This window comes from Paenibacillus sp. FSL H8-0537 (assembly GCF_038051995.1).
Classification (GTDB): Bacteria; Bacillota; Bacilli; order Paenibacillales; family Paenibacillaceae; genus Pristimantibacillus.
Genome location: NZ_CP150290.1, coordinates 539,494 through 552,535, shown reverse-complemented (window position 1 = coordinate 552,535; position 13,042 = coordinate 539,494). Strand labels below are relative to the sequence as shown.

Genomic DNA, 13,042 nt, shown 5'->3' with positions numbered 1-13,042 from the left:
TTTCGGAAGTCTTCACAAAATGCCGTAGAAGAAACCGAAACATAAAAGAAATTAAAAGCTCAATAGACAGACCGTTAAATGAACGGCCTGCGATCCAATACAAGCTGGAGCGGGCGATCAGTAAGGACAAGCTCGGGTGCCAGCTGTTGAATGACTGCAAGGCCGCTTACGGCGCCGCATAGCGAATGCAGGTCTTCAAACGGCTCTGCTGGCGATTGTTCTCCCAATTTCTCGATATAGGCAAGGAACGGTGCTGCCGATTCACGAATAACAGCCAGCACTTCATCCCGTCGATAATCGGTTTGCTTCAGGCAGCTCCCCAGCACGTATACCCAATCGATTTCGAAAAAAGAAAGCTGCTCCTTCGGCTGCTCCCACTGCTTGCTGCGGAACAAGGCGATGCAAGTATCGACCAGCGCCTCCACATATGGAATCGGCTGATTGCGATAAGCCATATTAAACAGGTAATGAAAGCTGCCGGCCAAATGATGAAACAGCGGCGCACCACGCAGCTCGCCATCTCCATCGACAATGCAGCCTTTACGCCACAAGCCCGTTGCCGGATCTGCCTGCTCCTTCAACCAGTCGAAGTACCAGGTTTCCCACACAGAGTCTACTTCCTGCGCGAGCACCAGACTTGCGAAGACGCCAGAACCCTTCTGCGATTCTCCCCAAGGCTGCTGTATCCAATCCAGCTGCTCCAGCAATTCGTAAAGCCCCTCTTTGCTTCTATAGGCTGCAAATTTCTGAAGCGGATAGAGTGGCTTTCCATCAAAAAGCTCTAGAGCCGATATTGCGAAAGCCGCGCTATGCAGCTCATTATGGTAAAGCCCGCGGAACATGCCGCTGCCTTGCTCCTGAAAGCTTTGCAGTTCCTTTACCCAGGCGGCTTTATCCGCCTCCAGCTCCGGCATTCCGTTAACCGTGTATAACAGATTGGCGGCATCTGCCGTTCCATAAACATCAGTTCGGCCTGCCTGCTTGTCCGCATGAAGGAAACGCTCATAATAGACACCATCGGCATCCTCTACAAGATGTGCCTTAAGCGTCAGCAGCACTCGATGGATGAATGCTTGCGCCTTTATAGCCATTGCCTCATCTCCCTATGCCTATTGCAAAATCTGATCGATCAGCGTCAGCTCTTCATCGGTGAAATGAGCAACAGCAAGCGCCTGAACGGCATCCTCAATCTGGCTGACTTTACTTGCACCAATAAGCGCAGAAGTCACTCTTCCGCCACGCAGTACCCATGCGAGTGCCATTTGCGACAGCTTCTGGCCACGGCCAGCCGCCAGTTCATTCAGTTGGCGCAGCTTAGCGATAAGCTCATCGGTAATTTCCTCTGGGCGCAAAAATACGCTTGGGCCAGCCGCGCGAGAATCCGGAGCAATGCCATTCAAATAGCGATCGCTCAGCATGCCCTTCGCAAGCGGGGAGAATACGATGGAGCCAATACCCTCCTCGTCCAGCACATCCAGCAAACCATCCTCAACATGGCGATTAATCATTGAGTAGCTTGGCTGGTGAATCAGACAAGGTGTGCCCAACTGCTTCAAAATGCGCGATGCCTCACGCGTCTGCTCCGGCTTATAGTTGGACAGGCCGACATACAGCGCCTTTCCTTGGCGCACAATCAGGTCAAGCGCAGCCATCGTTTCTTCCAGCGGCGTATTTGGATCTGGACGGTGATGATAGAATATATCAACATAATCGAGTCCCATCCGCTTCAAGCTTTGGTCAAGGCTGGACACCAAATATTTTTTGGAGCCAAAATCGCCATAAGGCCCTTCCCACATGCCGTAACCGGCTTTGGTCGAAATGATCAACTCATCGCGGTAAGCTGCAAAGTCCGCTTTCAAAATGCTGCCGAACGTTTGCTCAGCCGAGCCCGGAGGCGGACCGTAGTTATTCGCCAGGTCGAAATGTGTTATTCCGAGGTCGAATGCCCGTCTTACCATTTCTCTGCCCTTCTCTACCGAATCAATACCGCCAAAATTATGCCACAGCCCTAACGAAATAGCGGGCAGCTTCAGTCCGCTTCTTCCACTTCGATTATATGTCATAGTGTCATATCGATTATGACTTGCCAAATAGCTCATTCATTTGTTCCCCCTCAGGTTGAATATAAACCTATTGTAGCGGGAAACGACTATGAATCCTATGTCAGCAAGGATGATATTTATGGAATAATGTCTTTTTTTAATGAGCTATTCAAAATTGCGCGGAGGTGTTCCCTTTACCTTTTTGAACATTTTAGAAAAAAGCAGCGCATCTTGATACCCTACGGAACGCGCCACCTCACTGATGCTGTATATGCCCTTGCCGAGCAGCTCACAGGCTTTATTCATGCGATAGTTAAGCAAATACTGCTGTGGCGGCATGCCTACAGCCTCTTTGAACAGAAAAGACAAATATTTGCGATCCAGACCGAGCACATCAGCAAGCTGCTCCATCGTAATTCGTTCACTGTAATGGGCGTGTAGAAACTCCATGCTTCGGTGAATGTAGGCTTCCTGCTTGCGCGCGGCATTACTGCTATTGCTGTCCGTTAAAGGAACGAACTCGACAAGCAGCGACAAAAACTCATACAAAATAGCTTGAAGGCGCAATTCACTGCTGGCTCGGTGGGCGACCGCTTCCGTTAACTGATCATACAACGTTGGCATCAGCTTCATATCCATGGGAAATACGGGGTTTTCTGGCGTAATCGCTGTCCGAGCGATAATTTGGGCCGCCTGCTCTCCAAAAAAACCGATCCAGGAATACGTCCAAGGGTCCTCCTCGTCCGATTCATAGGAAATAAGCACCTGCGGATAAATGAGGAATGCTTGTCCGGCTGTCAGCGTGTAGGTTTTGCCCGCCACCTTCACAGTCCCTTTTCCTCTATGGATAAAATGCATTTTAAAGTTTTCCCTAACAATCGGCCCTACGAGATGGCAAGGCTTACAAGCCTCTTTGCCCCAATAAAGCAAATACATATCCGGGTCATCACGAAAGGGACGCTCCGGATTATACTGAAACACTGCCATGATGACCTTCATCCCTCTCTACGCTATCTTGCATCGTGATGTGGCGAACGACCGCTGCAACAAGGCAATACCACTCATGATTTCTCTATAAAAAAACAGCCCCTATAGTGGGGGCGCTGCTTTTTGGGTGCTTTCCGATAATAATAGCACAGTTTTCAAACATCTGACACAATTAAACGGATGCCATTTTTTAATAATAAATGCCCTTTTCGACCATATTAAACAATGATTAATTTAAAAAATATAATTGTCATTCGATTTCAATTAAATTCAATAAAAAAAGCAGAGTGAGGTTTTCCTCTCCCTGCTTTTATGGTTTATTTACTGTACTATTTTCTCTGCTTTGCTGAACGCGTGCATTCCTTATTCGTGGCTTTCGAATAAAGCAGCCAATTTCTCGATCGCCTGATCCTCATCTGGACCTTCAGCAGTAAGCTTAATCGGGGTGCCCTTCATAATATCAAGCGCCATTAGGCCCAAAATGCTTTTGCCATCGGAAATAATGTTTTTCGCTTGCCAAATGACGCGGATCTCGGATTCGAAAGAAGATGCAAGCGTCGTGAATTCTTTCGCAAACAACACATTAAAGCCATTTTGTTTCGTTAACGTGTCATGTGATTTCATCGTTTTCCAGCACCTTTCATTCTTTATAAGTTGAACAATTGATTAGCATGGGGCTATGATCGCAACTGCGAGAAAGGTTGGACTTCCAGCCGCTGTTGTTTTCTGATTTCTTTCTTTTATTCCTCTTTGAGGATGAAATCTGAAAACAAAGGCGGACGCTATCGCTCTCTCCAGTTCCAACCTTTCTCTCCGTTGCTCCACTCCCCATCGCTTTCTTACGTTCAACTTATAAAATAATTGTTTATTACCTCTTATTAACCTTTATTAACAGCCTTCAGATCAGCAACAATTTGCGGATACAATTTATCGAGCTTATGGAAATACAGGATGACAATCTGGATAACCGCCAAAATAATCGGCAAGTAAATAAACATGAAGTGAATCGCACCGCTTGCGGCAGAGCTAATCGATTCTTGTCCGCCAATATAGCCGCCAATCGCCAGCCCCCAGCCAATAATGGCTGCGCCAAGACCACTGCCTGCTTTTGTACCAAAGCTTCCTGCACTGTATACGAGCCCTTCTGTACGTACGCCTGTTTTCCATTCGCCGTATTCTACGGTATCTGCCAGCATGGCAAAAATCGTACCAATGATTGGCGTCATACCAAGCGCCTTGATTACCAATCCAAGAATAACAAAGGTTACATTCGTTGGATCAATCAATACGACTAGCGAGCCTAAAATCATAATAAAGCTTCCGACAATTGCAACGTTCCGTTTACCATACCTTTTAATAATCGGAGCAATCAAGAACAAACCAATTGCAATTGGAATCAATCCGGCAAAGCTGAGAATACCCAGCAATCCAGCATCCTTCAGCAAATATTGTGCGTAATAAATGTTCAATCCACTCATGCCGTTGTTTGTATACACAATGACAGCAAACATCAGCATAATCGCCCAATATTTATTGCGGAATAACGCTCCCAAGCCTTGCTTGAAAGGAATTTCTTTTTGGGACACGGATGGTTTTACGCGCTCACGCGTCGATTTAAAAGTGATGTAGAACATAAAGAGCGACAGAACGCCATACAGGGAGAAGGTTAAAATCCAGCCTTTTTCCCCGCCGCCAAATGCTTGTACCAGTGGCTGAGTAGCGAAGCTGACACCGATTGCCCCTGCAAGCGCACCAAGCATACGAACGATGTTGAGCACCGAGCGCTGGTAACCGTCTTGCGTAATAAGCGAGTTCAACACCCCATAAGGAATGTTAATGAACGAGTAAATAAAGTTCATGAGCAAATAAGTGACATAGGCATAGACGAGGGCTCCGCCTGGTCCTACATCCGGGAAAGTAAAGAGCAGTACGCCTGAAGCGGCAAACGGGATCATCATCCATAGCAGCCATGGACGTGCTTTACCATGCTTATTTTTCGTTTTGTCTACCAATGCCCCTACACCGACGTCAAGGAAGGCATCCAATATACGGGCTATCAGCATCATCGTTCCAATTGCGCCTGCGGCAAGTCCCATGACGTCCGTATAATAATACGTTAGAAACGTTGCTGCTCCTGTGAAGATAAGGTTGCTGGCTGCATCACCAAAACCATAACCAATTCGTTCCGACCATCTTACTTTGTGGTATGCGTCGTCTTGAACGCCACTTGCTGTCTGATTCGCACTCATCGCATATTCTCCTCATGTACCTGGCTTTAACGCTAATTTATAAGCTGTTCAACTCTACAATTAATTGGTCCAGCATGTCTTTGGTGAAGGCATCGCCACCGAATGCCATCAGGTTGCGAAGCGGCATGTATTGCATCATTTTAACCATCATTTCCGCATGGGCATCATCTTCATCTACGCTGGCGAGCGGGCTGTTTTCTTGGAACTTTTTCATATATGGCTGCAGAATAGCCGTTGCTTCTTCGTTGTTATACAGATCGCCAAGCGTCGTATTTTGCGAATAATGCTTTTTCAATTTAACAGTAGATTCAACTGCAAGTGTCGCTTCAAGAACGATTTCCTGCGAGGAATGTCCCACCAAAATCGCGAATTCACCGCTTTCCACATGCCAATCCTTAATGTCTACATTGTAGTAGGCAAAGGAGCGCTTATTCAGCACAAAGCTTACCGTCTTTGTCTCGCCAGGTGCGAGTGCAACCTTCTTAAAGCCTTTCAGCTCTTTCTCTGGGCGATTGACCGTGCTTGCAACATCCTTCACATAAAGCTGTACAACCTCTTTGCCTGCTACGCTGCCTGTATTGGTTACATTAACCGTTATTTCAACCTCGTCTGTATCCTTGATGCTGGCCGCGCTTAGCAACAAATCGCTGTAAGCAAACGTCGTGTAGCTCAGACCAAATCCAAATGGGAACAGAACATCTAGTTCCTTTTTGTCATAATAACGGTAGCCTACGAAAATACCTTCTTTGTATTCAACGCGGTCGCCTTCACCTGGGAAATTCAGGAATGAAGGGTTGTCGCTCAGCTTCAGCGGGAATGTCTCTGCCAGCTTGCCGGATGGATTCACTTCTCCAAACAGCAAATCTGCTACGGCTCCGCCAACAGCTTGACCGCCAAGATAACCTTCAAGCACTGCATCTACTTGATCCAGCCATGGCAGCAGCACTGCCGATCCATTGAGTAATACAACTACGACGCGGCTTTGAACGCTGGCAACAGCTTCAATCAGCTTATTTTGATTTTCAGGCAGGTTGAGATGTTCGCGATCATATCCTTCTGATTCATAACGATCAGGCAGGCCGGCAAAAATAACAGCAACCTCCGCCTCGCTTGCAGCAAGCTTCGCTTCTTCGATCAGCGCTTCATCAAGCGCATCATCACCTGCGTGATAGCCTTGCGCATAAACAACAGCCGATGCATCGCTAACGAGCGTTTTAATTTCTTCGACTGGGTTATCCAGCTTTGTCGGTACGATATGGGAGCTGCCGCCGCCTTGGAATCTTGGTTTCTCGGCGAAAGCGCCGATAACCGCTACACGGCTGTTTTTCGCAAGCGGAAGCAAGCCGCCTTTATTTTTCAGCAATACCATGCTCTCGCTAGCAACCGTTCTAGCCAACTGGTGATGCGCGTCTTTGTCATACGTAGCATCCTTGACTTTCTCATCCACCGATTTGAAAATAATGCGAAGCAGACGAGTTACGGCACGGTCCAGTGCTTCCTCAGTCAAAGTGCCATTGCCGATCGCATCAAGTACTTTTTTCTCGCCTACGCCGTTGCTTGCGGGCATTTCCAGCTCCATGCCTGCTGCAAGCGACAGGTCACGCTCATTAACTGCGCCCCAATCGGAAACGACAAAACCTTCATGGCCCCATTCATCCTTCAAAATATCCGTAAGCAGCTTTACATTCTCGGAAGCAAAGGCGCCATTCACTTGATTGTACGAGCACATAACCGTCCAAGGCTGCGCTTTCTTCACTGCGCCCTCGAAGCTTGCCAAATAAATTTCACGAAGCGTGCGCTCATCGACGACCGCATCGGTCGACATCCGGCGATGCTCCTGATTGTTTACCGCAAAATGCTTGAGCGACGTTCCGACGCCTTGGCTTTGTACACCGTTGATATGACCTGCCGCCATCTCGGAGGACAAAAACGGATCTTCAGAAAAATATTCGAAATTGCGTCCACATAGTGGGGAACGCTTAATGTTCACGCCTGGCCCAAGCAGGACGGCAACATCTTCGGCCTGGCATTCTTCACCAAGCGCGACGCCGACTTTGCCAATCAGCTCTTCATCCCATGAGCAGGCAAGTCCTGCAGCGGAAGGGAAGCAGGTTGCCGGTACGCTGTCGAAAATCCCTAGATGATCCGCACCCGTTTGCTGCTTACGCAAGCCGTGTGGTCCATCCGTTACCATAATGGAAGGTACGCCTAGACGCTCGACACCTTTCAAATGCCAGAAGTCCAGACCCGAGCAAAGCCCTGCCTTTTCCTCCAGCGTCATTTGAGCTACGATATCCTGAATGTTTCTCGTCAATGTAAAAACCTCCAATTCGATATAGGTGATGATGAGTCCCTGTTCTGTCCCACAGAAAAAAATGGATGACTTAGAAGCTTAAGTTGCTCCAATCCCCATTTCCTAATCAACTAATTTAAGTATATTGCGTTTGTTTAGCACTTTCCTTCCCTCGTTTCATTGAAAACAATGTCACTTTTTATGATTATCCTTGCGCGTCATTCTCACTCTTTCAAAAAGAAAATAAAAAAGGCTATATAGCTGCCGCCTATTCGTCTGCATTTTATATGTATAATGGAAGAAAGATCATTCAGACGCAGGGGAGAAATAGCATGTTAAGAGGACAGGCCGCAAAGGGCGGTTTTTCAATTTTTCAAAAGCTGGCGCTCGGCTTAATGCTGATGTTTTTGTCTATCGTCATTATCTTCTGGTGGATTTATCAGCTTAATGTAAAGGATATTCAAACCGAGCTGCGCAAAAACAAACTGGGCGAGGTGAAATTCATGACCTCACAGCTATCCAGCCAGTTTGAACAAATTTTAATGAATGCGATCGTTTTGTCGGAGGACCAGACGGTTCGCAGCTACCCGTATATTTTGGAGCGGGGCGATGATTATGCAAAATATGAGATGAAGCTTGCCATTATTGACAAGTTGGCCTTAAACAGCGCTTCTACCTCCTGGAACAATACCGTTATTTTATATTATCCCGACCAGAGGGAAACCGTATCCTCTGATCCCAGCTTCTCATTTCAAAAATTTGAGTTGCCGGATGAACCACTTAATCAGTGGACGATCCATATGGAAGCGAATGGAGAGGGTTACTATTCCCATTTAACCAAAGGCCATCTCGGACCGCTGTATATTGAGACCAGAATTTCACTCGACAATTTGCGGAAAATGATGAATCAATACCTCTCGGGAACGCCGCTGCTTTACGACGCTCATCAATCGGTGGCAATCCGCAATGACAAGTCAAACGCCTTGGCGAATGCTGACAGCCGGACTCTTCCACTCATCAAAGGACACAGTGGATTCATCACCTTGGAGGAAAATCAAACGGAATATTTGCTCAGCTATATGAAGCTAGATATGGTGGAGCTTTATTTTATTGACTATCATCCGATTACCCAGCTCATTAAGCCGATTTCACGAAATAATACACTGTTCGTTATCGCCCTTGTCGCGCTGCTGCTTATATCGCTTATATACAGCCTCATTCTTCACAATCAAGTACGTACGCCCATTATAGGCCTGAGAAAAGCGATAGACCGCTTTGATCGCGGCGATTATTCCAGCCGGGTCGGGTCCTTGCATACGAAAGAATTTGGCATGCTGGGGAATTCCTTCAACCGAATGGCCGAGCATACCCAGTTTCTCATTGAGCAGGTGCTGCTAGGCGACTTATCCATTCAGGAGGCGAGGCTTAAGCAATACCAAGCGCAAATTAATCCTCATTTTCTGTATAACTGTCTAAACTACATCCAGAGCAAGGCCAGCATTAAAGATCACGCTGCGGTGACAGCAATGACGCTGGAGCTCGCTTCTTACTGCCGTTACATTAACAAAATCGAAGAAATCGACTCTACGCTTCAAGAGGAGTTGAATTTTGTTAAACATTATCTTTCCATCATGCATATGCGAAAAAAATCGATCAACTTCACGATTGAAGTTGACGCAAGCCTATCATTCATTCGCATACCCAGAATGATTCTTCAGCCGCTGGTTGAAAACTGCATTAAGCACGGAATTGAGCCTTCCTTGCATCCCGGGCTTATAGAAATCCAAGCCGAGGAAGACGATCAGGAAATTCGCATTTATATCAGGGATAACGGGGTAGGTATAAGCGAGGAGCGGCTGACTGTCATTGGTAAGCATATGGAGGAGTTTATGCATCATGCGGAGGATGCCATTGGGACTGGCATTCGCAACGTCAACCAACGGCTGCGGCTTTATTTTGGCAAAAGCTCAGGGCTAGCGTTACAGCTTCCTCCGTCAGGCGGCACCTGCTATATCATTACCATTCAAAAACAGGAGGAAGAACATGCTGCAAATATTGTTAGTTGATGATGAATCTTATGTAATTGATGATTTGGAAATCGCTTTTCCATGGAGCGACTATGGGATAGATAAAATTCATAAAGCCTATTCAGGTATGGCCGCGCTTCAAATCATTGACAGCCAGTCCATTGACATTGTCATTACTGACATTGCCATGCCTGGCATGAATGGATTGGAGCTAATCAAACAAGTTAGAGACCGCGGGAGAAGCATCCCCTGCATTTTGCTGACCGGCTTTGCGGAATTTGAATATGCGAGAGAAGCAATTGAGCAAGGGGTTGTTGAATATTTAATTAAGCCTCTAGATCAGGAAAAGCTTGCCGTCTGTCTGACAAAAACGATACGTCTAATCGAGCTTCAGCTTGAGAAAGCAGCCTCCTATGAGCAAGCAATGATTACGTTTCGCGAGCATCTGCCTTCATTAAAAGACAAGCTGCTGAATCAGCTGATTCAGGGAACTCGTTTTAGCACAGAAACATTAAATGATAGGCTGTCAGGCTGCCAGCTCGCTTTTCGCGATGGGGATCATATATTTTTGGTACTCGTTCGTCTGGAGGAGCAATTCACACGCTACAGCTTGAACAGCCTGCAGCTCTTCGAATATGCAGTAACCAATATTGCCTGTGAGCTGTTTGAGGACAGCTTTGATATCTGGCATTGTCGGGACAGCTACGACTATCTTGTTTTTCTGCTGCGACCGAAGCAGGAGGAAGTACTGCCTACAACCGATTTTCTGAATAAGCTGCTCAAACACCGATCGCTTCAACTCCATCACAATGTCAACGAATATTTGAAGGGCGGCATTTCGGTCATTCTTGCCTCTCCAGGCAAGCTTCAGCAGGACATTCGCGACATGTATGAGCATGCTACCTCGGCATTAAAGAAGCAGGTTGGCAAGGGAAGCGGGTATTTTCTATCGCTTTCGGAGCAGCCACAGGCGGTGTTCATTCGCTCGCTGCATGTGCTTTATGAGCCTCCAGCGCTCAATCATTTGCTAGAGCTGGGACAATGGGAGGCCTTTGAGGAGCGCTTGCGGCAAATCGAAGCTGCCTATTCTTCCTTATCCGAGCAAACGGAGGAGCATCTAGAAGAGATCAGAAGTCTGCTAATGTCCGCCTTTCATTATATCGCGCATAAAAATCACTCGCTATTATCCGATCTGGTGGGGCAGGAGCTCGTGTATAGCCGGATGTTCCGATCGGTAACCCAACTAATCGAATGGGCTGAGGAGCTTTGCCATACACTGCGCACAAGGCTGGAGGAGCAATCCCTCAATGAGCAAAATACCGTTATACAAGCCATTCAGGTGTTTGTTTCCACTCATTTGCCTACGCTCAGCCTTCAGTCGATAGCCGATCATGTTGGGCTGCATCCGGTCTATGTATCCAAGCTGTTCAAGCAGCTAAAGGGCATTAGCCTAAGTGAGTACATTCTCGGAGTTAAAATGGATCTTGCCATCTATTTGCTCCGCCATTCCAGCGATAAAATTTATGAAATTTCCGATAAGCTCGGCTATTCCAATTCGCAATATTTCATTAAAGTTTTCCGTGATAAATTCGACATGACACCGCAGGAATACCGGGAACTGGCATAAGCTGCGTTAAAAAAGCATGGGGAATAGGGCGGCTCCTAAGCAGGAGCCGCCCTTTCTACTTTCCCTATTCACCTATTCATACCCTGATTTCAAGCTCATTCTAATGCTAAAGTTCGGAGCTTACTTAACCGTAGCATACCATTCATTGACTTCCTCAGTCACTTTCTTGCCGCCAGAGGCGAGATACTGCTCCACAAAGCTGTCAAACTCGTCCACCGATACTTTGCCGTAAATGATTTTATTCAAAACTTCCTTCTCCAGCTTAGTCAGCATATCGTTTTTCGACAGCTGTGTTTTCGTAGGAACGCCTGTAAACATCTGTGGCATCGTGGCAGCCTTCTGATCTATGACGATTTTAGCTGCCTCAAGCTGCTTTGGAAGCGACAACGACATGTTTTTCTCGAACCGTGTCGTTGGCTCTGCTCCACCTGCCAGCTTAGCTAGCGTGTTGAGACGCAGGGATGGAATAATAGCACCGTCGAACGTCAATGTGTAACGAATCGGATCGACCCAGCCGCCAGGAACTTTATCGGTTTCCGTAGCAGGATAAGGTTTTCCATTCGGATCGAGCGCAAAATCATAGTTTTCAGCGAAGCCATTTTCAAACTCTCCGCCTTCTTTCGGATTCGCCCAATTGTCGAACAAATAATTCTGGTAAACGAAAAAGGCATCTTTATTTTTCATATCTTTATTAATCAGAACCGCGCCTGTACTCGTTGAGGTGCCATGACGTCCAATCTTGCCGTCCGGGCCTGCTGGCAGTGGATAAGCTTTGTAGTCCGCGCCTTTAACGTTTTTCAGCAGATCAGGGATCGGCCAGCCTGTCATCCAGTAAGGACCGACGATAATACCGGATTTACCTGCCGTGAATGCTTCTGTCGCCTTAACCTCATCATAGAGGCCCGCTTCTTTGTCAATGTAGCCCTTTGCCATCCATTCCTGCATTTTGGCCAGCGCTGGCTTCATTTCCGGTTGGATAGAGCCATACAGCAGCGTTCCGTCCGCTCCCAAGTTCCATTGATTCGGCATAGCGCCAAACATGCCAAAAATCCAGCCTGAATCAGACATCCATGTATTCAGGTTGACTTTGAAGCCTACAGAAAGGGCCGTCGTATCTTTCTCGCCATTTTTATCTGGGTCCTGGTTGACGAATGCGTCCATAACCTTCTCCAGCTCATCCAGCGTAGTTGGCGCTTTAAGGTTGACCGCCTTCAGCCAGTCCTCACGAATGTACATAACTGGGTCGTTATTGTAGGCGTTCTCCAATATTGGAATACCCATCCGTTTGCCATCGCGAATATAAGGGTTCCATACTGATGGATCTTCTGCCATCGCCTGCTTATACGTTTCGGATGCGTATTTGTCGAATAATTCTCCCGCATCCGTAAATTGTCCGGATTCAATTAAATCGCTGATAAGTGTCGGCTCGCCGCGGAAGGCAACAATATCCGGCATCTCCTGGCCTGATGTAAGCATTAAACGGAGTTTCGTTTGATAAGCATTATTTTGCTCGCTGACGGTCCATAAATATTTAATGTCAATGCCGAGTGTCTCTTTTGCCCATTTCGTATGAACATTGTTGTCGATGTTTTCGCCATTTTTAAACTTCACATTGCTGCCGATTGGAAATACAGTAGTAATGGAAACGGGCTCGGTATACTTCCCATTCTCAAAGCCTGCGGAATAAAAGCTGTCGCTGCTGCTATTTGTTGTGCCTGCCTCTGTGTTATTGCCGCAAGCTGCAAGTACGCCAGCAAGCATCGTAGCAGACATCAGTACGGTAAAAGGCTTTTTAAGCTTGTTCAACATTGTTGTTT

At 47.0% G+C, this 13,042-nt stretch carries 9 protein-coding genes; 2 read left to right on the top strand and 7 right to left on the bottom strand.

Features of this window, described 5'->3' with window-relative positions; all coding sequences use genetic code 11:
• Window positions 1-74: 74 nt before the first annotated feature.
• The 6 genes from MHB80_RS02285 to MHB80_RS02260 all read right to left on the bottom strand — a co-directional run bounded on the left by MHB80_RS02285 (window position 75) and on the right by MHB80_RS02260 (window position 7,592).
• Window positions 75-1,091 carry a hypothetical protein gene (locus MHB80_RS02285; RefSeq protein ID WP_341280649.1) on the bottom strand — a complete coding sequence of 339 codons (1,017 nt, stop codon included), beginning with the start codon at window positions 1,089-1,091 and terminating at the stop codon, window positions 75-77.
• 18 nt (window positions 1,092-1,109) lie between these two features.
• On the bottom strand, window positions 1,110-2,099 hold the full coding sequence (locus MHB80_RS02280) for an aldo/keto reductase (RefSeq protein WP_341280648.1): 990 nt from the start codon (window positions 2,097-2,099) through the stop codon (window positions 1,110-1,112).
• Window positions 2,100-2,207: 108 nt separating this feature from the next.
• A complete protein-coding gene (locus MHB80_RS02275) occupies window positions 2,208-3,029 on the bottom strand; it encodes an AraC family transcriptional regulator (protein ID WP_341280647.1) in 822 nt (273 codons plus the stop codon).
• 363 nt (window positions 3,030-3,392) lie between these two features.
• Entirely contained in the window at window positions 3,393-3,653 is a 261-nt protein-coding gene (locus MHB80_RS02270; RefSeq protein WP_341280646.1) for an HPr family phosphocarrier protein, read from the bottom strand.
• A gap of 254 nt (window positions 3,654-3,907) precedes the next feature.
• Window positions 3,908-5,278 carry an MFS transporter gene (locus MHB80_RS02265; RefSeq protein ID WP_341280645.1) on the bottom strand — a complete coding sequence of 457 codons (1,371 nt, stop codon included), beginning with the start codon at window positions 5,276-5,278 and terminating at the stop codon, window positions 3,908-3,910.
• Window positions 5,279-5,315: 37 nt separating this feature from the next.
• On the bottom strand, window positions 5,316-7,592 hold the full coding sequence (locus tag MHB80_RS02260) for a glycoside hydrolase family 3 C-terminal domain-containing protein (RefSeq protein ID WP_341280644.1): 2,277 nt from the start codon (window positions 7,590-7,592) through the stop codon (window positions 5,316-5,318).
• A 311-nt stretch (window positions 7,593-7,903) separates the two neighbouring features.
• Here MHB80_RS02260 and MHB80_RS02255 point away from each other — a divergent pair, with 311 nt between their 5' ends.
• A complete protein-coding gene (locus MHB80_RS02255; protein WP_341280643.1) occupies window positions 7,904-9,637 on the top strand; it encodes a histidine kinase in 1,734 nt (577 codons plus the stop codon).
• Window positions 9,615-11,225 carry a response regulator gene (locus MHB80_RS02250; protein WP_341280642.1) on the top strand — a complete coding sequence of 537 codons (1,611 nt, stop codon included), beginning with the start codon at window positions 9,615-9,617 and terminating at the stop codon, window positions 11,223-11,225. Before MHB80_RS02255 ends, MHB80_RS02250 begins: the two co-directional genes overlap by 23 nt.
• A gap of 120 nt (window positions 11,226-11,345) precedes the next feature.
• Here the strand turns inward: MHB80_RS02250 and MHB80_RS02245 are convergent, their stop codons facing one another.
• A complete protein-coding gene (locus MHB80_RS02245; RefSeq protein ID WP_341280641.1) occupies window positions 11,346-13,034 on the bottom strand; it encodes an extracellular solute-binding protein in 1,689 nt (562 codons plus the stop codon).
• Between the last annotated feature and the right edge of the window lie 8 nt (window positions 13,035-13,042).

Excerpts from the sequence above, each read along its gene's own strand:
- MHB80_RS02275 (WP_341280647.1), bottom strand. The coding sequence starts at position 3,029 with ATGGCAGTGTTTCAGTATAATCCGGAGCGTCCCTTTCGTGATGACCCG.
- MHB80_RS02250 (WP_341280642.1), top strand. The coding sequence starts at position 9,615 with ATGCTGCAAATATTGTTAGTTGATGATGAATCTTATGTAATTGATGAT.
- MHB80_RS02285 (WP_341280649.1), bottom strand. The coding sequence starts at position 1,091 with ATGGCTATAAAGGCGCAAGCATTCATCCATCGAGTGCTGCTGACGCTT.
- MHB80_RS02245 (WP_341280641.1), bottom strand. The coding sequence starts at position 13,034 with ATGTTGAACAAGCTTAAAAAGCCTTTTACCGTACTGATGTCTGCTACG.
- MHB80_RS02270 (WP_341280646.1), bottom strand. The coding sequence starts at position 3,653 with ATGAAATCACATGACACGTTAACGAAACAAAATGGCTTTAATGTGTTG.
- MHB80_RS02280 (WP_341280648.1), bottom strand. The coding sequence starts at position 2,099 with ATGAGCTATTTGGCAAGTCATAATCGATATGACACTATGACATATAAT.
- MHB80_RS02255 (WP_341280643.1), top strand. The coding sequence starts at position 7,904 with ATGTTAAGAGGACAGGCCGCAAAGGGCGGTTTTTCAATTTTTCAAAAG.
- MHB80_RS02265 (WP_341280645.1), bottom strand. The coding sequence starts at position 5,278 with ATGAGTGCGAATCAGACAGCAAGTGGCGTTCAAGACGACGCATACCAC.